Origin of the sequence: Parabacteroides sp. TM07-1AC (genome assembly GCF_003480915.1) — a bacterium.
Lineage (GTDB): Bacteria > Bacteroidota > Bacteroidia > Bacteroidales > Tannerellaceae > Parabacteroides > Parabacteroides chongii.
The window spans coordinates 35,656-59,807 of sequence record NZ_QUKD01000009.1 but is presented as its reverse complement, the minus strand read 5'-3'; the positions used below and the strand labels follow the sequence as shown (position 1 = coordinate 59,807).

Sequence of the window (24,152 nt, the reverse complement as noted above, 5' to 3'; positions counted from 1 at the left end):
ATCAAAGTTGATAGGTATCGCCGGCTGTCAATATCCGGACATTCAATGAATTTGTTTTCAGATAGCCGGTCGGACTGATTGTCGGCTGTGCTTCCGGTTCAAATACCATCACCTGGCTTTGTCCGGCTACACGGAATGAACCGTCCGGCTTGACAATAATGGCAGTTGCCTCATCAATGCCGACACCTTTCATCCGACGTTCAAGCACCAGGCTGATCAGACGGTTCTGTCGTTTGCGGATGATGAAATGCTGGTCAATGATTGCCGAATCAATAAATCCAAAACCTTCCGCCGTCTGTACATTTCCTTGTTTGATATAAGAAAAGTCACCCTTATATTTATCAGGAACATTCTCTTCCTCACCGGTCAGCATGATTTTACTCATTACAGCCGCACCGGCACTGGTTCCGCCAATCACGCCGCCATTTTTATAGATTTCACGAATCTTTGCAAGGAACTTTGTACCCTGCAGATAATCCGTCAACCGGTTCTGATCGCCTCCGGAAAAGAATACAGCCGTTACGCCATCCAGTTTCGCCAGACTTTCTTCCGAGTCGATCAGTTTCTTCGGGCTATTGACATACTCCGAAGAGGCACATCCCAAACGGGCGAACTGTTCCTGCTGGTAACTACCCGTATCTTCGATATCACTACTGGCGAAGGGTACAATCAGCACACGAGCCTTACTGCCACCTCCCAATGCCAGATATTGGGTCATCAGAGAATCAGGACGGTCGCCACCTCCAATAATAAAGAGGTGACCTTCTTTCAGTTCAGGCGTTTCTTCATTATTATCAGCCTGTTTATCTTCGCTAAAACAACTGGTGGCCACAAAAACTGCCAACAGTAAAAACATTATATATCTGTATTTTTTCATCATAATCTTATTTATACTTGTTTATTCCACTCACCGGAACAGTACTCTTCTGATGGCTGGAATAACGCTCTTCCATCGAGTGGAACAGTACACTTCCAATCATCGGAACAACGTTATTCCAGTCATCGGAAAACCGGTTCATCTTTTCTATATTTCCGTCAACAATGCCAAAGCCATATCCGCAGACATCTGTAAGTCGTCATAAAGGATAAACTCATCTGTCCCATGTGGGTTCTGTGCCCCGACTCCCAAATTGATCGTCGGCAGTCCTTTTGCATTCATATTATTAGCGTCGCTACCTCCCATCGACTTTACACCTTCCATTTCCAGAGAAAGATGGCGGCATAATGCTTCCATACGTTTATAAGGCGTATTATCAGGAGAAACACGGTAAGGTTTGAAATCCCAGTGCCAGGCACACTCCACACTCCCGTTCAACCGGATTGCAGCAGCCTCAAAATCAGCAATAACAGCTTGCATCATCTGCTCACCCTGATCCAGATAATCGGTACGAATCTCACCCTCAAGCTCTACTGTATCAGGCACCACATTGGTTGCTGTCCCACCTCCGATAATACCGATGTTGGCAGTAGTACAGGCATCGATCCTGCCAAAAGGGAAATTTCGCATTCCCTCGGCAGCTATCTGTATGGCATTCACTCCCTTTTCAGGAGCAACACCGGCATGTGAAGCACGTCCTTTCACCTTCATTTTGAAAGCGATAGCACCACAGGTTTCCGATACAAATTTACCGGGAGAAAGATGTGAATCGAAAACAAAACCATGTGTCATTTGTGCCGATGGTTGATAAAACATCGAACCGGCCAAAGTCGTTTCTTCGCATACGCTGAAAAGCAGAGTACAAGGTTTTATTGCTTTCTTTTGCTCTACAGCCTGTCTCAATGCCCAAAGAATAGCTGATATTCCTCCCCGGTCATCCACGCCTAAAATCGTCGTACCGTCCGAAGTTATCCGGTCAGCCAGTAACTGTGGCTTTACCCCTTTGGTAGAACGGGGGGTATCCATATGTGCCATCAACAGGAAATCACCTCCCCCGTTTACTGGTACAATGATATTCCCGCTGTTTCCCCCGGAAAGGGATACTGCTCCGTCTTCCTGTGCAGGAAAACCCAAGGAAGCTGTGACCGACCGGATAAAATCGGCCACAGGTTGTTCTTTACCGGAAACAGCATCGATCTGAATCAAATCGAGAAACAGACGTTGCAAATCCGGATGTATTTTGTTATTCATAACTGTTTATTATTACGTTTTTCAGCAACAGAGATTCCATATCCGTACAATCGCCATGAACGAACCCGATATAAACCGTTTTACCGATGTAAGCAGAAAGATCGATTGTCTGATTAACAAAGTTTTTCTGTTTATACTCTTCGGTCAGTTCTGTATACTCCTTTAAAGTCTCCGCATCCCGGCAATTATCGATAGTGATCGGCTGCAAAGATACAACGACTTTATATTTTTCCTTATATGCGTTTTTAGCAGATGCAGCCATCTCGAAAGAGATATCCGCACTGTTTGCATCTTCCGGAATGGATATGGCGGGGGTTACCAGATAGTTTTCCGGTGTCAGAGCGCCTTCTGCCGACAGATAAGAGTCAGAACATACAGTTCCGTAACCTTCATAATACTCCCATCCATGCCCATCTCCATCCTTATCAATCACAGTCCACGAAGCCGGAACCTCCCCTGTCAACGGCTCATTCAGCAAAGTCGTCATAATAACTTCCGGAGTAGAGAATTTCTGTTCTTCCGAATAACTCAGCCCTGCACTGTTTTCGGCAAAGGCACGCACATAATATGTTGCTCCGGGTTGAAGGTCTTTCAATGTGACAGCCAATGTCTGATGAGGGTCTACCGTCTCCACCCTGTTATCTATCGTAGGAGAAGGAGCTGTTCCAAAACAAAAGCCTTTACGTATCACAGACGCCCCGCCGTCTTCCGGTATATCGGCTTTTACATCGACAGAGGTACGCGACAGATTTTCCAATTCACCCATTACAACCTGGGGAATCGTAACATTCAAAGCGGCACCTTCACCTTCGATCTGTATATCGGTGACATACATACAATACAAACCGGTAGATCTATAATGTACCCAAGCTATATAAACATCCTTATCTTTATAGCTGTCCAGGCTGACACTGCGATATAATAGAGTACGGTAAGCCTCAGCCGGCAGTGATTCCTCGAAAAGAACTGTTCCGTTAGTCTGACAGTTTTCTTCTGTAAACGGAGTTTCAGAAATCACTACTTTATAATGTTCCATATAAAACTCATCGTCCATTACTCCAACCGACCATTTAAGGACCGGTTTACCGGCACTAACCGTTATCTTGGGAGTTACCAGATAGTTCTCCGGCGTCAGGTCCTGTTTACTACGGTACGAATCAGACAAAGCAGCAAAAAAGCGATTGTTATAAGCTTCCCAGTTATAGCCGTCACCATCTTTATCGATGATATTCCAGTACTGCGGTGGAAAGACGTCTCCACGGAAACGTTCGTTAAACGGCAATACCATCGCCAACTGCCCCTGGCAAGTAAAATTACGTAAATCACCCAACACAACTTCATTTCCTCTTTTCGCATAAGAACGGGCAAAATACCGGGTACCCGACCGAAGTCCGGTCAGGCTGACTGTAAACTCAGCAGAAACAGAAGAAGAAGGAACATACTGCACCTCCGCCTCGGGTTGTACAGACCAGCAGATACCGGTTTCCGTAACTCCATCCAGTACACCTTCCACCTTACCTCCCAGCGTGGCCGAAGTCTCTGTAATATCAGTCACTACAGATGTACGCAATTGAAGTGGTAAGACCTGATCGTCATCGCTGCACCCGGAAAACAATGCAGACAGAATAAAGAGTATACCGGACCATATAGATAATCTTTTCATATTCTTTCTTTTTAATATCCGTAAACTACAACATTCTTTAATATCAGCGATTCCATATCCACACAATCGCCATGAACAAAGCCGATATAGATCGTTTTACCCACATATTTCGAAAGATCGATATGTTCTGTCTGGAAGGTTTGTTTACTATAGGCAGAAGTCAATTCCGTATAATCACGTAACACATCCGCATCCCGGCAATTATCAAGTGTAAGAGGTGATTCAGATGCAATGATCTTATATTTTTCTTGATAAGCATTCGTTGCAGAAGCTGCCAGATCGAACATTAGTTCGGGAGCAGTAGCATCGGCCGGAATAGCAATAGCCGGAGTGATCAGATAATTTTCCGGACTCAGCGCACTCTCTGTATCATAATCATATGAATCGGAAATAACCAGTCCCCATTTAGCATAATAATACCAACCCAGTCCGTCACCATCTTTGTCTAGTAAGCTCCAGGTCGACGGGAGTTCTTTGGTCAGCGACTCTTCGAAATAGAATGTTTTTTCAGCAGTCAACTTCAGGTTCAGAATCGAAGTCGGACGATTGGCACGCGCATCCTCTGAATCTTCCAGAATAATATAGGCAGAACCACCTTTCCGCTGGAGAATATTCAAAGGGATATACCCGAACATTTCCCCGGCAGGAATTGTAATCGTTCCAGTCTGATATTTAGCATCATATTCGATATTACTTCCGGTACCAAATTCAAAATCTTTCCCGTAAGTGGTTGTTCCGGTATAAACAATATACTGATCAGAAGTATATCCGTCAGGCAATTCCGTCAGATATTCGGTCGTGCTTTTGATATAAAAAAGCTGGTCCGCCAAACGGAAATTTACACGAACTGCGCCGTCAGCCGGTTTAATCAATTGAACACACAACCGATCCTCCCCATTCTTGCCGGCTTCCTTTACAAATATATTAGACAAAACCGACTGCCCGCATTCGGACGGACTAAATTCATAAAAGAGGGGGCCCTGATAGGTACGATCTTCTTTCTCGCAAGAAGAAAAGAGGAATAAGATTACCAGGAAACATATTCCACCCATTAAATTAATATATTTTTTCATCATATTATTCTCCTTGTTAATTAATATCCCGGGTTGTTTTTCAGGTTCTTGTTCGCATCCATCTGCGTCTCGGAAATACGTGCCACTACTCGGAAATCCTCATAAGAGACAGGAGTACGTCCGGCCGGTTTCGAGATTGTTTCACCCCTACGTTTCAGATCGAAGAAACGATGACCTTCCTGGGCCAGTTCCAAACGACGCTGCAACAAAATTTCATTCAATAGTTCTGCTCCGGAAAAGGACACGGCGTCCAGTCCGCGTTTTGTACGAAGTTCGTTCACATCAGCCAAAGCCTCTGTATCCTTTTTTAATTCAGCCTGTGCTTCTGCCCGATTCAATACCACTTCCGACAAACGGATAACAGGCACATTATCCAAACCGAACGCTCCCTGCCAACCGCTGAACTTTTTCGTCCACCAAACTTTTTCCCCATTGATTTTTGCCTTCCGGAAAGCTTTGAAACGGAGATCATTTTTCTGATCGAACAGAGCGATTAACTCTTCAGCAACACACAGGTCGGCATCTCCTACTCCTTTACCAATATCGTATCCTTCACTGTCAAGTTCAGATTCCATCATCCCATTGATCGATTGCAATGAACTTGAACCCCAGTTTTCAGAATTGGTAAAGTACAAATAAAATATCGTTTCTTCTCCTTTGGAGAAAATATCCGTATAGGTACCTCCATATAGATCAAACGGAGCATTAGCTGTTACATAATCGGATGCTTCCACACACTCCTTCCATTTTCCTTCATAAAGATACACACGGGAAAGTATCGCCTGCGTAGCCAGCGAACCCATTCGTTTCGGCATCAAACCGTCGTCGTTTCCTTTCAACAAAGAAAAACCCTCGGTCAGATCTTTTTCTATCTGCCCCCACACTTCAGCCACTGTCGCACGAGCCGGATACACTTCTTCGCCCATCGGACCGCCATCATAGAAAAATGCCTTCAGAATCAACGGCACGCACAAATCGAAATTATCTACCAGATGTCCCGGTTCACGTCCATAGACACGTGCCAGATTAAAATAAGTCAATCCGCGAAGTGCTAATGCTTCCCCCCAGATCGCTTTTGCTTTCGGAGTTTCAGGTAGCTTCTCCGCATACTCGATCACTTCATTCAGTAAAGCAATTATCTCATATGATTCCACCCAAATATCAAGATGGGAACCGATACGGTTATCTGCTTGTCCTTTATAACGGGAGGCAAGCGGAGAAAGACGGGAGTTGTCCGCTAGAACTTCCGGTACAGTCAATATGTCACGACCATAAAATGCTGTTTCCTGCATCAGGTCATAAACTCCATACAACATGGCTTCGCATCCGGCTTCCGTCTGCAATTTATCCTGGGGAAGCAAGGTTTGCGATTTTGTTTCCAACATCTTGTCGCACCCTGTTACAAACAGCAGGCACGAAAGTACCAAGATTGTATATATTCTGTCTTTTTTCATTTTCTGATTATCTGTTTACATTAGAAATCTACCTTCAATCCAACCGTATAGCTACGTGACTGCGGGTAAGTACCCAGATCACCACCGGTAAATTCAGGATCATGTCCGGGATAAGTAGTTGTTGTCCACAAGTTATAGCCGGACACGTACAATTGCAGGTTCGAGATATACAATCCTTTCAGCCATTTGGCCGGGAAGTCATAACTCAGACTAACATTCTTCAGTTTGATATAATCGGTTTTTTCATAACATAAAGTAGAATATTCCGATATCTGGCGCGGATTGCCCGGATAAGCACTCTGGTAAGATGGCTTCGGAACCCAGGTCATATCGCCAGGCTGACTCCAATGTTTATAATACATATCACTCAGCAAATTGGTATCACCTTCATAAGAGGCAAGTACCAGTTTGTCATTCCAAAGACTGACAGCACCACGCTGGAACTGGAAAAATACGGACAACGTAAACCCTTTCCAGGTAAAATCATTATTGAATCCTCCATAGAAAGTAGGATCAGCCGGTTTTGTCCAAATACGATCCTCATCTTTCGGAACATAGGTTATATACCCGTCTTTGTCATAATACATCGGGCGCCCGTCGGCTGAGTTCACACCCGCCCACTGATAAGTAGGCAAGGAAGAGATCGACTGCCCCACCTTATAGTCTCCCAATACATCCAGACCATCCTGTAACTCCGTTATCTCATTTTTTGTAAACGATAAGTTCAGTGCAGAACGCCATTCAAAACCTCCAGCCCGTACATTTACAGTATTCAGCATAATATCAACACCTTTATTACGCACGCCCCCCATATTGGACGGGATAACGGTAAAGCCGGTTGTGGCAGGGATCGTACGGTTATAAAGCAGGTCTTTCGTATCATTCAGATAGAAATCAGTTTCCAATGTGATCCTGTCATCCAGAAAACCTGTAGTAATACCGATATTACGGGAATGATTCTTTTCCCATGTCAGATAAGGGTTACCTATATAAGTAGGTATGATTGCAGAAGAGTTATCATATGCGCCTCCACTTGAATACCAACGGCGTGCCGTATAATCCCCTATGTCCGAATTACCGGTAATACCATAGCTTCCACGTAATTTCAGATCGCTCAACCAACTTTTCACCGGTTCCATAAAAGGTTCTTCAATAATCCGCCAAGCAGCCGATACAGACGGAAAAATTCCCCATTTATTATTTTCACCGAAACGGGAAGAGCCATCACGGCGGATTGTTCCGGTCAGTATATAACGATCTTTCAACGTATAATTTACACGGGCGAATAAACTGGCCATCTTCCATTCAGAGAAAGTTCCGGATACTTCTTTGGCAACAGCTGTCGTTCCCAACAAATGTAATGAAGGATCGGATACTCCCGTTCCGGTTGCTCCGTGACGCTTATATTGTTCATGACGGTAAGAAAAACCAGCAACTGCCGAAATACGATGTATTTCATTAAATACATTATTATAGGAAGCAACTTGTTCTGTCTGAAAATTAATCAATTTACCGGTCATTGAGGTAACCGATCCATTTTCCTTTGCACCTTCACGGGTACGGGGATCAATGAAACTATGTTCTTCGATAGTTGTCAGGTCCGCATTATAACTCGATTTAAAAGTCAGTCCCTCCAGTATTTTAAAATCCAGCGAGTTTGCAGTAATCAGTTTGCTTGTCCGTCCGCTATATTCATTCAGGTTCAGCATTTGCAATGAATTATGCTGATAATAACCATAAGGCAGGTCACGCACAAACTCTCCATTTTTGCCATAAGGCGAGTTAGCTGGGTGTACCAGCACAGCAACACGGCTTGGGTTAGCTGCACGTACGCCACTATACTGATCCTGATCCATCACACTGTAATTGTTATTAGTAGAGATACTCAACCAGGGCAGTAACTCCTGTGTCAGATTCACACGGAAAGCACCGCGCTGAAATCCGGTTTCTTTTACAATTCCATCCGTTTTATTATAAGCAGCAGAAAGAAAATATTTTGTTTTAGCCGTTCCCCCTGTTGCACTGATCTGAGCATCCGAAGTATAAGCCGTACGGTAAATCATATCATACCAGTCTGTCGTCTGAGCCTTTGAGAAACCATCGTCTCCCCAGCCAAAACCCTGATACTGACTCAATCGCCCTAGATATTCGGAACTGGTTTCCCCATAACGATTCTTCATCGCCAGCAAATCCAGTTCTGCCACCTGCGAAGCCGTCAGTAGATCCAGTTTATTGCTGATCTTCTGCATACCGCCTGATAATTTGACCGATATCTTAGTTTTTCCTTCCTTTCCTTTCTTGGTCGTAATCAAAACAACACCATTGGCGGCCTGAGCTCCGTAGATAGAAGCAGAAGCACCGTCTTTCAGTATATCGATCGATTCGATTTCATCCGGATTCAAAGTAGAAAGAACATCCGTACTTTTTACAATACCGGTCGACTGGTCTCCCGTCACCATCTGAACCCCATCGATAATATATAAAGGAGCTGTACCGCCACTGAACGTACTTCGTCCGCGGATATTTACCGATACAGCACCACCAGGTGTTCCGTTCGCCGTAATAATCTGAACACCGGACACTTTTCCCTGAAGTGCTTTCTGGACACTTTCAACCGAAGTCTTGGTCAGTTCCTCGCTGGTAATATTGGATACGGCACCCGCTATATTTTTCTTTTTCTCCGTTCCGTAGCCAATAACAACAACATCAGACAGCATCGTTACATCTTCGCGCAAAGTAATAGTAACCGGCATACCGGCGGTAACCGTAACCTCTTGTGTTGTCATACCTATAAAACTGATTCTCAGTTTTACTTTCTTCACTCCCTCGGGAACAGCCAGATCAAATCTGCCGTTATCATCGGTAATCGTACCCCCTTCTACCTTTTCCGCAACAATTGTTGCACCAATAACAGGCAATCCACTCTCATCCACCACTGTTCCTGAAACCGTTGTTTTCTGCCAGACAGAATAAAAAGCATCCTTTTCAGCAGTTGTTGTCGCAAACGTATTCTGAGATAACACTCCCAATAACAAACAACAACAATAACGATTCAGGGGGGTGCACAATAAATTCCTGACTCCTTTCCTCATAATCCTAAATTTGTGCTAAATTCATAAACATTCACTCAATCTCCCTGAACTAAAGCCACAAAAATAAAGTAAACATTTGATAAATTGCACTATTTTATTAAGAAAATAGGTCCAAATGACAATTATACAAGCAAATAAACCCTACAAAATGTAAGTTCAAATATAAACACACACAAAAAGAGCCTTGATTTTTTATGGAAATTCAAGACTCTTTTACTTAATAATAAATGGACAGAACTACCGTTGTTCTCCAAATTCGGTCTGCTGTCTTTCGACCTCCTTCAGTTTCAGGGCATTCAGTTCTTTCTGAAGACGTTCTACTTCACGTTCGGCTGATGATTTGCTCATTTGTACATCTGTTTTACCGGTTACAGTCAGAGGTATAAGAACGGCTTCCGATTGATTATAGACTAACGGATAAACAGCCGGAGTACTTTCCAGTTCAAGCTCTGCGCTGATCGGCATCTGGGAGCCTTCCATCAAAACACTGGCCATCACTTTGATCTTCCCGGGTTTCAAGGTAGACTGTACCAGTACCGGGGCAGTTCCCCATTTCACCGGAGCCGGATTCGCCATAATATCGGCACTTCCCAAGATACGTCCTTCACCTTCGATATGGAACTTGATGAAATAATTGTTCAAACGCTTAATGTTACCTTGTTTATCGGCAATAGCTGCAACTACTGTTACAAAGTCAGAGCCGTTTGCCTCCAGGTTCGTATCCTCGTTATCTACCCAAAGCAACAGTTTCTCCGGGCGCCGGGCAGGCGTTACTTTATGGGTAGCAACCACTTTTCCATCTATCAGACCTTCTGCCAGTAAATAGACATCCTCCTGTTTCCTGTCTCTCGACAGAGCCTTGTCTACCATAAAATCATACATACCGGGGAAAGTAATTACCGGTGACGGCATTCCTTTCCGGTTTTTGTCTTTCTTATAAGTAGATGTCTTTCCATCTTTATTAAAAGTCAGACGTACCTCATCACAATTGGAATAGACAACGACATCTTTACCGGAGAATGGAGTCATTTCATTGGCAATAAACACCATCGGCCCCGTTTCTGCAATCAAGTCGCTCTTAACAGGCGGACGCTGGGCTTTGAACATATAGTATGAAAACTTGGGCTGACGGAATACATCCATGATACCTCCGTAAAAAGGATCGGGGTGATAACCGCGTTGATGGTCGAACGAATGCCAAAGGCAACCGCCTACATGCTGACGGGAAGTCTGAAACAACGCATCATAACTGGTATAAGGATAGGAAGGTGAAGCATAATGCTGCGCCTGTATCAACATCGCCTGTTCACCCCAGTTACGGGCAACACGACTAGGGGAGTTATGCGAATTCCAGTCATCCACATTATCTCCCCATTCGCGGGTAAAATAGGTTTTCGACGGATCTAATTCTTTTATCGCCCATTCCTTATCTGCATTCTGAGGATGAGCAAAAAGTACCGGAAAGACTTCATGACCACGTGCTTCACTGTCACTACCGCAATAGCAGGACGGGTAAGGATATTCAGCATGTACGATATCGTTTGTGTTCTTGGCAAAGTCTGCCGGATACCAGGTTTCGTTCAGGATCGGTTCCCACAGCCAGACCGAAGGATGGTTACGGTCGCGACGTACCAGGTGACGGATATCGCTGTACACACGCTGGGCAAATTCGGGAGCATCGTTCCAAAACTGCCAGCCGGGAGTATTGACGATCACGAACAGTCCCAGTTCGTCGCAGGCATCCATAAAGGCGGGATCTTGCGGACAATGGGCGTTACGGATCACTTCCATACCTACATCTTTCAGCTTTTTCGCATCACGCCAGTGGATGCTGTTAGCCACCGCATTACCGACAACGGCAAAATCCTGATGGCGGTTTGCTCCGATCAACGGCTTCTCATACCGTTTACCGTTCAACCAGAAACCGTCTTTCCCTTTAAACTCGATACTACGGATACCGATACGGCGACGATAACCGTCGATCACATTCCCTTGTTCATCACAGATACGTACCAACAGATTATACAATGTAGGTGAAGACGGACTCCACAACAACGGGTTCTTTACTAACAATTTATCAGAACTATTTACAGCTTTACCCGCTCTAATCTTCACCTTATCATTCAGAAAAGCGACCTGTTTGCCATCCGGTTGCTGCAATTCATATTCTACTACACCAGTAAACGCTTTCTTCGTCTCGTTACGTACCTGCAATTTCAACAAAACCTCAGCAGAGTTATCCGACACCTTATCGAAAGCCACAAATAATCCGCCTCCGGCCACCTCATCCGCATAATTCGGATCGGTGATAAAGATATTGTTATGGGCAATCAGCCAGCAGTCGCGGTAAATACCTCCGAAATAGGTATAGTCCAATACATCCTGGGCTTTTCCGGGAGGATAGGACGGATCGTCGCTATTGTCTGTCCATACGGCAATCACATTATCGCCATTCCAGTCGAGTACGTCCGTTACATCCACCACAACAGGAAGATAACCTCCGAAATGTTCGGTCAGTTGTTTACCGTTTACAAACACCTTGCTTTTCCCCATAATTGCTTCGAAATGCAGGAATAGTTTCTTTCCTTTCAAAGCGGCATCGGGTGTAAAATGCTTGCGATACCACACTTCCCCCTGATAGTTAATGCAGCCACTGGCCTCAGTCGGCAGGTATTCAATGCCATGTGGCAGGGAAACGACCATCCAGTCTTTATCATTAAACTCTTTTGCATCAGCTCCCTGCGCAGCTCCCTTATAGAAACGCCAGGCCGGATTCATGGAGTAAACATCACGTCCGGTATTTTCCAGCTGAAAGAAACCGGCAGTAGAAAATTCCGGTTGATGTGCCGCCCATAAGGGGAGACACAGCAAACATATCAACATTGTCAATGTTATTTTCTTCATGGTCAAATAATTTGTATGTTATAAATTAAGTCTATTATTGATCAGCCCATTGAAGCACCTTCTTTATCATCGGGATTTCATACAGATAGAGCCAGTCGCTATTTTCTGTTTTCGATGACAAATGGTTATGGTGATTCATATCGGCAATAAAACCTACCGGTTGCTGCATAAAGCGGGTTTCCGAATAAACGGCTTCCAGGTTTGAACGCATTTCTTTGAAATAATTACAAACTCCGACAACTTTATCCAAAGCGGCTTTGCGGGCAGCAGCATCTTTCGCCGTGTCATACTCATTCAATGCCAATATCAAACGGGTCGGATAGTTTTGCAGATTATTCGTTTGCTCATACACCTCCAGGGTATAACGGTTACGCAAAGCATTCTTTTCAGCCGTACGAACTCCACTGGCAATAAGTTCATAGCGTTTCGCTTCTTCTTTGGCTTTCGTTATTTTCTCTTTATATGTTTCGCTCCATGTGCCCGGATTTGCTTTATCCGGCAATTCCATCAGAGTAAAGTCCGTTGTTCCCCAGGCCGGATTTCTCCGTCCGGAAGTGACTAATGCCCCATCAAAGAAGAAGATCGCTTTTTCCAGTTCGTCGAGAAATTGCATCCGGTTCTCTTCCGGACGGAAACCATATTCACGCTGGGCATGAACCTCCTTGAAAGTTTCTATATCCCGTGCTGTCGGATTCCAGCCGAACTCGCCTTGCGCGATATAACCGCGCCAAACTGTTTCCAGATGTGGAGAACCGTCATCCCAAGCTGTTGCCAGAATCCCTTCCAGATGATTTTCCGCAACAAGCTGACTGAAACCTTTCACATATCCCGCCCGTGTGTTATTGCGTGGCAGGAAAGGAGAATCGCCGGCTGACGCAGCAGTAGCACCCATTACTTTCAGCCCTTTATCGCTATACCATTTCAATAGCTTACGATGTGCCGGAGTGGTCGCATCTTCATATTTCCAACGCATATACACACATTCTTTCGGAAAGAGACCGATCGCTTTATCCAGCTTTTCGGTATTCCATTCCTTTGCCACTTCCTCTTCCGTCTTATCGCTCAAAGCCAGTTCCCACAGGTCTGCATATTTAAGCGGCATGTCATCCCAAAATATAGGAATACGACCATGATCGACAGCAAACTGGCAAACCTTTTTCAACCATACCATCTGCAACTCGAATGCAGACTTTCCGGTAGCCTTACAACGGTCATCGATACCGATAGCTGTTATCTCATCCCCGCCCACATGCAGGTATCTCCCGTAAGGCATTGCTTCGAGCGCATCCAGATACAGATCGAACTGCACCTCGTAGGTACGGGGATCGGACGGACAGAATTCCCAGTCGCTTGCCGGATTCTCCCGCAATTCCCAATGATGTTTCAGAATAAATCCGGCATGTCCCAGACCTTGTACCAACGGACTGATCTCTACATTCCGCTCCTTCGCATACCGGCATAAAGCCTGCATCTCCTGTTTGCTGATTGCATTCGGAGCACCGGCTTCAGGGCGACGAGTGAAACGCAACTTATCTTCCAGTTCCCAGATTATTGCATTCACTTTATAACGGGCCAGCTTATCCACCATACGGTAATAGTACTCCATCCGATCCAGATGATGCTTGGTATCCAGATGGACAGCACGATAAGCGATGGCCGGATAATCCGTTATCTTCATCGAAGGTATTTCCTTCTTAAAATCCCGGCTGTCTTCCAGCAACTGTTCCAAGGTCTGTGCACCGTAAAAAAGCCCGGCATTATCTCTCGATGTAACGATTACCCCTTTATCAGATATTTCAAGCACATATCCTTCGGGAGAGTCAGGTACATTTGTCGTCGACAATTGAAACCGGACACCTTTACCGTTACGTTTACTTTGAGGCAATCCATCTACAATTTCACCCAGTACTGGGATCGATGTGCCCTCAGCCGACGATACATACGACAATTCACCAAAGCTCAATCCTTTACCGGAAAGGACTTCTACCGATTGCGGTTGTGGTAATAGCTGGAATGTTTTATCCTGGTTACGGGCAAACAAACTACCCGTAACGAATAATAAACAAGCAAATAGAGTTGTTTTCATATGTATTGTCATTTTATTTCCAACATTATTTTCTTTTCAGTCAACTTCTCTGAACGTACAGTTACGGCCGCTTTCCCTGGTATATCGGCAGCCTGTATCAATAAAACACATTTTCCCCTAAAACTCCTGCAGCGGGGCTGTTTGTATGGGAACATATCAACCGGATCTCCATTATCCACTCCTAACAAGCGAATAGGTCCATCCAAATCGAATGACAGTTCATCTGACGCATACGGACATAAAACACCATTCCGGTCGACTACTGAGAACTCAAGCCTTGCCACCTCAGCAGAACCAGCCTGTAACTCCAATTTGTTTGCAGAGCAGCTGACCGTATAGGCTAACGATGCTGTTTGTTGCATATCTGTTGCCACTATTCTATTCCCGTTCTTCGCCTTTGCCTCAATACGGCCTGATTCATAAGGTATATTCCAAACCAATTGTTCTCCTTTATAAGGTTGAGTGCCCAAAGATACATTATTTAATAACAATTCAACAGAATCACAATTCGTATATACGACAACCGGTACTATTTTCCCTTCTTTTCCCATGTGAGTCCAATGAGGCAGCAAATGTACCATCGGTTTATCAGTCCACAGACTCTGATACAGATAATAAGCATCTTTAGGCATGGCAGCCACATCAATAATACCGAAATTACCACAACGTTGCGGCCACTCAGCTTCTCCCAAATAATCAAAACTACCCCAGCGAAACTCGCCCATCAACCAAGGGAATGCACAGGTCCTTTGCCAGGCTCTGCGAACACTGATACGTACCGAAGCATTGTCATACGATGATTGATAATATGGATGAATCTCCTCTTCCGGAAAAAACTCTTCCGCAGCAAGGTCGGGGATTGGGAACACCCGCTTCTCAAACAAATCCCATTTAATCGGATTTTTCTTTTCCCAAGGAGCTGGGAAGTCTCTCCTTCTCCACTGAGTTTTTGTCCTGTAAACACCACGCGTTTGGTAAGTATGGGGTACTTCCGTCGCAACAGCACATACAGACGGATATTTATCCCTAAATTTCTCCAGTTCACCGATTTCCTCCCCATTACCATTGAAACCGACAATATCAAGCATTCCAAAATTCTTTTTATAGTCTACAGACATTCCGCGAGTAGGATCAGCCCCACCTTGTGTTACCGGACGCACGTCTAGCGAATGAAACAAATCCACCAAATTACGTTGTATCTCTTGTGATGCACCATTCACCTCATTTCCAATGCTCCACATAATAACAGACGGATGATTACGATCACGCTTGATAAAGTCTGTCATATCTTTTTCCCACCATTCGTCAAAATAGTTTCCATAATCATCTACTGCTTTCGGGATATTCCAGCCATCCAACCCTTCATTCAAAACCATTAATCCCATTGTATCACACATCGTATAAAACTCCGGAGAAAAAGGATTATGAGAAGTACGAATCGCATTACACCCCATTTCTTTCAGCAACTTCAATCGATAATACAAAATATCTTCCGGCACAGCGGCACCAACAGCTCCTGCCGTATGATGATCACATACCCCTTTTAACTTTGTAACCTCTCCATTCAGCTTAAAGCCAAATTCCGGACTAAATTCCAAAGAGCGAAAACCAACCAATTGTCGAACCTCATCCAATAACTTCCCAGACTTTTCCAACCGGCATATCAACGTATAAACAATCGGATTCTCAGGAGACCAGCGCTTCGGAGATACAACAGTCATCCGCATTTTATCTTGCCCAAAAAGATCTTCTGTTCCAAAACTTTCAGCTACGATTATCCCATTCCTATCCTGTAAGCAGGAAACGATCCGTACTTTCTCCTTTTCCGGATTTACAACGGAAACCTCAACTGAACACAGCGCCTTCTCTGGCAAAAAGGTATCTACTTTAAAATAAACACCCGAATAGGAAATATGTACCGGAGAAGATATGATCAGATGAACATGCCGATATATACCAGAACCTGTATACCAACGCCCGGTGAGAGGTTTAGACTGGTCGACTTTCACCGCAATACAATTATTCCCCTTTCTCAAATAAGGAGTCAGATCATATTCAAAACCGATATAGCCATTCGGCCGTTTACCTAAAGAATGACCATTAATCCAAACTTCACTATTCAGATAAATTCCATCAAACCGGATACGGACTTTTTTAGTAGCCCATGCAGGATCATAAGCAAACGTTTTACGATACCATCCTATTCCTGCCGGCAAAAAACCGCTTTGCCAGTCTGTCCCGTTGGCCGTTTGCTCATATGTCCCCTCTATACTCCAATCGTGAGGCAAATTTAATGTCCGCCAGGCAGAATCATTATAACCGGGAAAGACAGCCTCCTCCCCCACATCATTCAAACTGAATTTCCAACCCAAATCAAAACGAATAACCTCCGCAGCTTCCGCATGAAAAAAACAGCAAAGCAACAAGGAGAGAATCCATTTCCATTGACTTATATATTTCATAGAATCAATTCTTTAAAATACATTCATACATCATATCAATTATCACAGAAAAAGAATGCCGACTATAATATAGTAAATACTTATAGCCGACATTAAAATCATCCATCAAGACCAGTGCAGACTACCAACCCTCATTAGGTGTACATAACGTATTCGTTTCCAATTCCTTCGAAGGTATAGGATAGTAATAATAACGATTCGTGTCTCCAACTTTTCCTGTCATTAGCTGCTTATAGCGAACAGAATTACAAGTTTCCATACGCTTTTCCAACAATCCCCAACGACGCAGATCGTAGAAACGTTCGCCTTCTACAAAGAACTCAATAGCACGCTGACGTTCCAAATCATTAAAAACAGCCTCGTATGTCTGTGCTCCACTATAAGGATTCAAGTTTGCCCGTTCACGGATTTGGTTCAAATAAACAATTGCTTTTGATAAATCCTGCGAACCACGCAGATAAGATTCTGCCAATAGTAAAATGACATCTGCATAACGGATAGCACGCTCATTGATACAAGACATAGGAGGTGAGGCCTCAGATTCTGCCGTATTCCAATTCTGGTATTTCAATATCCAATAAGAATTCCACTTGTCTGACCCGAACTTTTCACGGAAAGGCTTCAAATAATACATACAACCTTCATAGTCCCAAGCCACAGAAGCGCGTGCCCGATAATCCGAATTGCCATCCTTATCTTTTTCAGCCCAAAACATATCCATCATCTGTTGGGTCGGTTGTGCTTCATACCAGCCTCCAGCTTCGGGGGCGGCATATTCTTTCGGACGAGTATTGGTTTGCGTCGAGTTGAGGTTTTCTCCGTCTCCCCAAATATCTGTACCACCAACCGGCTCCATCAACAATTCGAAAATGCTTTCCGAGTTGTTTTCATGTGCTTCATCAAAATTCCATGCAAAATCATCTACCAGGCTATAGGTATAAGGCGACTTGGTCAGTGGTTCCAGCACCTGGATAGCCTTATCAAAACTTTCCGCATACACATACAGCTTACCCAACATTGCATAAGCAGCTCCTCGGGTTGGTTTTCCTATCACATCGTTTACTACCGGCAACAAAGAAGCAGCCGTCATCAAATCCTGTTCGGCCTGTGCCCAAATCTCTGCCTGAGTCGCTTTTTCCAAAGGGAAAGTGGAAGGAGACTGCGAAGCCGTCATACGCAACGGAGCATTCTTAAATTCTTTACCCAACTGAAACAGATAGAAACCTCGAATAAATAAACATTCGCCTTTTACCTTATCCACAAATTCAGATTCAAACTCTCCTCCTTTTTCTTCCAGTTTCTGCATAATGGAATTGGTTCGATACAAAGCATTATAAAACTGATAAAACATTCCTTGAGAAAGAGAATTACCATTTGTATTCGTAAAATAGCAAGCTTGGAATACATCGCTAATATCATTCCTGAATTCTACCTCATCGGCACGTGCGATACGCATCATCACCCCTCGTGTTCCATAATAACCGCCATTCAAAGCATTTTTCAATGGAGTATAACAAGAAGTCAAAGCCAGTTCAAAATCCGCCTTACTCTCCCAAAACGTATCTTCTGTCGCTTTATTTGGATTTATCTGATCCAATTGAGAGTCACAGGATGTACTCAAACCCAAAACGGCTGCAGCACAAAACATAAAATATAAATATATTCGCTTCATATAATTATCTATTTAAAATGTAACATTCAAACCAACCATAAAGGTACGGTTGGATGGATATATAAACTCATCGAAACCACGAGAATAGACATCAGAGGAATTCACATCCGGCGTATATCCGGAATAGGACGTAATCGTAAAGAGATTTTCCGCATTCACATACACACGTGCTTTCTGCACCAGACCACGACACCATGCAAGAGGCAATGTATAACCAACCTGCAGGTTTCTCAAACGGAAATAAGAGCCACTTTCCAAATAACGATCAGACTCGGAACGGGCATTCCGGTTCGGATCTGTCCAAATCAAACGAGGGCTGGCTGCATTTTGATTATCTGGAGTCCAATAATCCAAGGTACTTGCCAAATAATTTGTACCTCGTGTGACATCTGTCAGTTCCAGATTCGTCGCGTTATAAATTTTATTACCCGTAACTCCCTGGAATCCAATTGAAAAATCCCATTTTTTATACGTAATATTACCATTGATTGAGTAAGTGAATTTCGGGAATGGGCTACCACAATATACCCGGTCGTCATCGTTGATTGTTCCATCATTGTTCGTATCCTTGAAGCGAATATCACCCGGTTCTGCACTTGGCTGGATTAAGTTGCCATCCTTTTGATGGGCATTCACTTCGGCTTCACTATTGAAATAGCCATCGGTCGGAATCAACCAAAACCCTCCGATCGGATAGCCAGCCAACGTCTTGCTTGTGTAAGTTCCACCATGTATTGTTCCACCGGTGATAGCCTGTGACTCAGCTCCCATTTCCACCACTTCATTCTTATTATATGTCCCCAGGAAATTTACGCCATAAGAAAAGTCTTTATTCAATGTTTCATTCCAACCGATATTAAACTCAACTCCTTGATTACGGATTTTCCCGGCGTTGCGGATCGGATCATTAGAACCTCCGGTTGATATAGGAATAGGGACATTCAATAGAATATCCTTTGTGTTTTTCACGTACCAGTCAGCCGTCAATGTCAGTCGGTTTCGCAAAGCCATAAAGTCGATTCCGACATTCGTCATGGCTGTTTCTTCCCACTTGATATCCGGATTTGCAAATGTTTTCGGAAAAGCTCCCTGTATCAGACCACCATTACCATTTGGATAGTTAATACCTGTCGACACAACTGACACAAACTGATAATTGGAAATCTCCTGATTACCTAATACCCCATAACCGGCTCTCAATTTCAACTGATCCAGCCAGGACACATTATTCTTCACAAAACCTTCTTCTGCAATATTCCAACCAGCAGAAATAGAAGGGAAATTGCCATAGCGATGATTCGATCCGAATTTGGAAGAACCGTCACGGCGAATTGTAGCCGTAATCAAATAACGATTCTTATAAGAATAGAAAGCACGGCCTAAAATAGACGTCAACACACTACGAGTAGAATTACCACTTACAGCCAAACCACCGGCCGCAGCATCAATTTCCATAATTCCAACGGGCATTCCCTGACCAGAACCTTGCAAGAAACGATAGCGGGAATCTTGATAAGTATAACCGGCCAACAATGATACCTTATGTTCGCCAAATGTCTGGTCGTAAGAAAGCAGATTTTCAACCAACACATTACGTGTTCTTGTCTGTTGCTCCGTCACCTGTGTCACTTCATTCTTTGCCAAACCATAACTATACAATCCTTCATAATCATTATAACGATAGAACTGGAAGTCCGGAGCAACATTCAGCTTATATTTTAATCCTTTTATCGGCTCCACGGATACATAGGCATTCGCATAGATCTTTACATTATCACTATACCGGTTTTCCAACGCGTCATCAACCATTCCCATAGGGTGTTGCAAATTCACCACATCACCATACAAGCTACCGTAGCCCCCTTCATTGCTTGAATCATATTTTTCCAAAGTCGGAATTGACTGCAAAGTGTGCCCAACCATACCGCCTCGGATAGCTCCATACAACGGATCACTCTGATCGTAAGTCAAAACCACATTCGTTCCGGCTGTAAAAATACCCTTTTTAAAATCCTGCTTGCTCTGCAATGTATAACGCTGATAGTTGGTACCTTTCATCACACCGTCTTGATTCGTATAACCGACACTGTTATAATAAGTGGAGTATTTTCCTCCCCCTTTTACGGAAAGAGCATAGTTCTGCATTAATGCCGGACCAAACATAATATCCTGCCAATCATTGTCTGGTTTGGATGACAAATCAAGAGCCATATCAAGAGGCTCCAACCCTGCGGCCCTTCGGGAAACAGTTGTAACCTCAGCCCATCCAGCAGCATTTAGCAGATTCAAATATTTGGATGGTGCACTGACACCGATATTGGCCGAAAGGTCAATAATAGGTTTGCCCTCCGTATTTGATCCTTCTTTTGTAGTCACGATGATCACACCATTGGCTGCACGAGAACCATAAATAGCTGCTGAAGAAGCGTCTTTCAATACGTCGATACTGGCAATATCGTTCGGATTGATATGGTCTATCCCAGTCATATACATACCATCGACAATATATAAAGGAGCTGAATTGTTCAACGTACCGATACCACGAACCATAATACGTGTACTTCCACCAGGTGTTCCGCCTTGAGAGACAATATCTACACCGGCAATCTTTCCTTGCAGAGCCTGTCCGATCGTCGTATTACTTTGTGTGTTCAGATCGTCCGTATTGACATTGGCCACCGAGCCTGTCAAGTCCGCTTTTTTCTGTGTTCCATAACCGATTACCACAACTTCGTCCAGTGTTTTCGTATCCTCCAATAATATGATACGGATCGATTGTTGATTCCCGACAGTAATTTCTTTCGTCAGATACCCAATATAAGATACATTCAATACAGATTTAGAATCAGCTTCGATGGTAAAACGGCCGTCCAAATCTGTAATTGTCCCGTTAGTCGTACCTTTTACAACAACATTAGCACCAATAACAGGTTCATCATTCACATCAATGACAGTACCTGTTATATGTCTCGTTTGCTGTTGCGTAGGATTAGCATTTTCTGCATTTTTAGTCAGAACGATATGTGTCCCTTCCATTGCGTATCTGATTCCTGTATTTTTGAACAGATCATCCAAAACAGAGGATACAGGTTTATTTTTTACTTTTACAGAAACTTTCCGATTAACATCTACCTGATTATTATAAATAAACAAATAATCTGTCTGACTTTCTATCTCACTTAATACATTGTCCAGTCTAGCATTACTCTTACTAATGCTTACCCGGGCATTCTGAGAATGTGTATTTTCCGCGAAAGAGCAAAAAACACAAACTAATAACAGGAATGTGGTGATTCGCATAATTCTAAAGATTTGTTTAAGTTGCGGGGATTTAGGATAATACCTACCCGACAAAGAGTTTTTTTTCATACCTTTGTTGATGATTTGAAGTTAATACAGTTTTTAATTGAATTGTGTTGATTGAATGCCGGTAATTGCCCCCCAGCGCTTGCCGGCATTTTTCGTTTTCATGTATATTCCATAAGCAACTTTTTAAGGTTAATAAATATGTTATTACAGTCTCTTACTCTATATAGATTATTTGATTTTCATCATCTCGCTGATAAGTAAACTTTATATCCTTCTGTAGCACCCTCAGTGCATAATCTATACCGTCTGTCTGACGGAATTTACCGGTGTAAGCGTATTTAAGCACTTCCATATTCCGTACCCGGATCGACAATCCGTAATACTTCTCAAAATCTGCCATAATAGATGTAAACGATTCATTTTTAAAGCAGATCAAGCCCTCCTTCCACCTGTAAGGATTGAAATCGTCTACAGTAGTCACATGCAATTTACCATCCTGCAAATAGACCTTATTGTTCGGTTTCAACGTTAATTTCTGCTCCGGATCACTCGTGGAAGCTACCCGTACGCTACCTGACATTAACGTTGTTTCAAACTCTCCCGTTTCAGCATAGGCATCCACATCGAATTTAGTCCCCAACACTTCTACGTTATATTGATCCGTTTGTACGATAAAAGGCTTGTCTTTGTCTTTCGCCACATCGAAATAAGCCTCTCCATCCAATACCACCCGGCGATTCTTTTTACCGAACTTTACCGGATATGTAAGTGAAGTCCTGGCATTTAACCAGACATTCGTACCGTCAGTCAAAGTAATATTAATCCGCTGTCCGGCAGGAACCCTAATTGTATGCATCGCCATCAGTTCTTTTTCCAATGCGTACTGGTGGAACAGATAGCTGCCTCCCAAAGTGACCGCTATGACAGCTGCTATTTTGATTAACTCAGTTCTAAGAGAACTAAGGTCTATTCTGAATCTTTTCTTTCCGGCTTTTATTACTTTTTCATTTCCTAAAAGTAACATCGCATCAAATAGTTTTCGCTCTTTCAGAAAAGCCTGACGGTTTTCAGCGGACTCTTCCATCCACTGTCTTACAGCCATTTCCTCATCTAAAGATGCGTTGCCTTCAAAAAAATTATATAATGTATCTTTATCCATTTCCGTTGTTTAGAATGTCCCTTCTATAACTAATAGCAGTTCACAATTGAATATCCCTAGTAAAATAATAAAAAAAATACAATTAAATCAATTTCTCTTTTTGAACAGATTATTTCCACTTTGCCAGAGTGATACAAAAAGGATTATTTCTTCAGCATACTGATACGTTAAAAAATATTACCCGGTATACTAATTCAATTTACATGGGGTAGAAATTTGATTTACCCGCTATAGTACTAGCAAAATGATATTTTACATTTTGTATGTTTTTTTATTCTCTCGGGAGTATTTTCGATTTCTTCCGAATGAAAATTAAATTTCTTTCGGAAAGAATTTTATCACCTTAGTTCTCTTAGGACTGAGGTTATCAAAATTGCATCGATTATCGTCCTAACGCTTGGAGGGAGTTTTATCTACCAGGAAATGCAAACGGAAGAGACCCCCGTAGCCTTACAGACAATCTCCGTTCCGGCAGGCCAGCGGATCAATATCACTTTGGCAGACGGAACGAATGTCTGGCTGAATGCGCGTACCACGATCCAGTATCCTGTCAGCTTCAACGCCAAAGAGCGTTTGGTAAAACTGGACGGTGAGGCCTATTTCGACGTAGCAAAAGATAAAGACAAACCATTCATCGTGCAAACGAATAAATATAACGTAGAAGTATTGGGAACTAAATTCGACGTCGACTCTTATTCGGAAACCGAGATATTCGAAACAACCTTGATGGAAGGAAGTGTCAAGATTTCATCGCTGACGGATGCTGCGGAGAACCTGCTGCTCACGCCCCACAACAAAGCCTATCTGTATAATGGGAAGTTAAGGATAAAACCGGTCGACGACTATTCTCCTTATCGTTGGAGAGAAGGATTGATCTGTTTCAAGAACGAAACATTCGCTTCGATCATGAAAGATTTTGAAAAATATTATGGGATAAACATCTATATCACAAACCAACAGGTTCAGAAATATCTGTATACCGGAAAGTTCCGCCAGACAGACGGTGTGGATTATGCACTGAGAGTCTTGCAGAAAGATATAAAGTTTACTTATGAACGGGATGACGAAAATCACATTATTTATATCAAATAAACACTATGTTTCACCTAAAATTAAATGCTTATGGGATAAACCTGTTAACCGTACTGCC

At 43.3% G+C, this 24,152-nt stretch carries 14 protein-coding genes; 1 reads left to right on the top strand and 13 read right to left on the bottom strand.

From position 1 onward, the window contains the following. Window position 1 precedes the first annotated feature (1 nt). The 13 genes from DXD68_RS17150 to DXD68_RS17095 form a co-directional block, all read right to left on the bottom strand. Window positions 2-877 (bottom strand): cyanophycinase, encoded by an 876-nt coding sequence (locus tag DXD68_RS17150; RefSeq protein WP_158585904.1) that lies wholly within the window; start codon window positions 875-877, stop codon window positions 2-4. Between the two features lie 7 nt (window positions 878-884). Beyond that, entirely contained in the window at window positions 885-1,019 is a 135-nt protein-coding gene (locus DXD68_RS24665) for a hypothetical protein (protein WP_255419287.1), read from the bottom strand. Between the two features lie 5 nt (window positions 1,020-1,024). After that, a complete protein-coding gene (locus DXD68_RS17145) occupies window positions 1,025-2,128 on the bottom strand; it encodes a M20/M25/M40 family metallo-hydrolase (protein ID WP_122362751.1) in 1,104 nt (367 codons plus the stop codon). After that, entirely contained in the window at window positions 2,121-3,791 is a 1,671-nt protein-coding gene (locus tag DXD68_RS17140) for a choice-of-anchor J domain-containing protein (RefSeq protein WP_122362750.1), read from the bottom strand. Before DXD68_RS17140 ends, DXD68_RS17145 begins: the two co-directional genes overlap by 8 nt. A gap of 11 nt (window positions 3,792-3,802) precedes the next feature. Then, entirely contained in the window at window positions 3,803-4,867 is a 1,065-nt protein-coding gene (locus DXD68_RS17135; protein WP_122362749.1) for a choice-of-anchor J domain-containing protein, read from the bottom strand. 17 nt (window positions 4,868-4,884) lie between these two features. Next, a complete protein-coding gene (locus DXD68_RS17130) occupies window positions 4,885-6,318 on the bottom strand; it encodes a RagB/SusD family nutrient uptake outer membrane protein (protein WP_122362748.1) in 1,434 nt (477 codons plus the stop codon). A 20-nt stretch (window positions 6,319-6,338) separates the two neighbouring features. Then, window positions 6,339-9,410: a SusC/RagA family TonB-linked outer membrane protein gene (locus DXD68_RS17125; RefSeq protein WP_122362747.1), complete on the bottom strand. Its 3,072-nt coding sequence runs from the start codon at window positions 9,408-9,410 to the stop codon at window positions 6,339-6,341. A gap of 237 nt (window positions 9,411-9,647) precedes the next feature. Next, window positions 9,648-12,314 carry a glycoside hydrolase family 2 protein gene (locus tag DXD68_RS17120; RefSeq protein ID WP_122362746.1) on the bottom strand — a complete coding sequence of 889 codons (2,667 nt, stop codon included), beginning with the start codon at window positions 12,312-12,314 and terminating at the stop codon, window positions 9,648-9,650. Window positions 12,315-12,348: 34 nt separating this feature from the next. Further along, the gene (locus tag DXD68_RS17115) at window positions 12,349-14,400 is read right to left on the bottom strand and encodes a glycoside hydrolase family 20 zincin-like fold domain-containing protein (protein ID WP_122362915.1); all 2,052 of its coding nucleotides are present in this window, start codon (window positions 14,398-14,400) and stop codon (window positions 12,349-12,351) included. Window positions 14,401-14,408: 8 nt separating this feature from the next. Further along, window positions 14,409-16,862 carry a sugar-binding domain-containing protein gene (locus DXD68_RS17110; RefSeq protein WP_122362745.1) on the bottom strand — a complete coding sequence of 818 codons (2,454 nt, stop codon included), beginning with the start codon at window positions 16,860-16,862 and terminating at the stop codon, window positions 14,409-14,411. 121 nt (window positions 16,863-16,983) lie between these two features. Then, window positions 16,984-18,534, bottom strand: coding sequence for a RagB/SusD family nutrient uptake outer membrane protein (locus DXD68_RS17105; protein ID WP_122362744.1), 1,551 nt, complete (start codon window positions 18,532-18,534; stop codon window positions 16,984-16,986). A gap of 12 nt (window positions 18,535-18,546) precedes the next feature. Continuing rightward, window positions 18,547-21,834, bottom strand: a complete 3,288-nt coding sequence (locus DXD68_RS17100) for a TonB-dependent receptor (protein ID WP_122362743.1) — start codon at window positions 21,832-21,834, stop codon at window positions 18,547-18,549. Between the two features lie 223 nt (window positions 21,835-22,057). After that, window positions 22,058-23,002, bottom strand: coding sequence for a FecR family protein (locus tag DXD68_RS17095; protein WP_122362742.1), 945 nt, complete (start codon window positions 23,000-23,002; stop codon window positions 22,058-22,060). 423 nt (window positions 23,003-23,425) lie between these two features. Here DXD68_RS17095 and DXD68_RS17090 point away from each other — a divergent pair, with 423 nt between their 5' ends. Continuing rightward, window positions 23,426-24,094, top strand: a complete 669-nt coding sequence (locus DXD68_RS17090) for a FecR family protein (protein WP_122362741.1) — start codon at window positions 23,426-23,428, stop codon at window positions 24,092-24,094. Window positions 24,095-24,152: the final 58 nt, after the last annotated feature.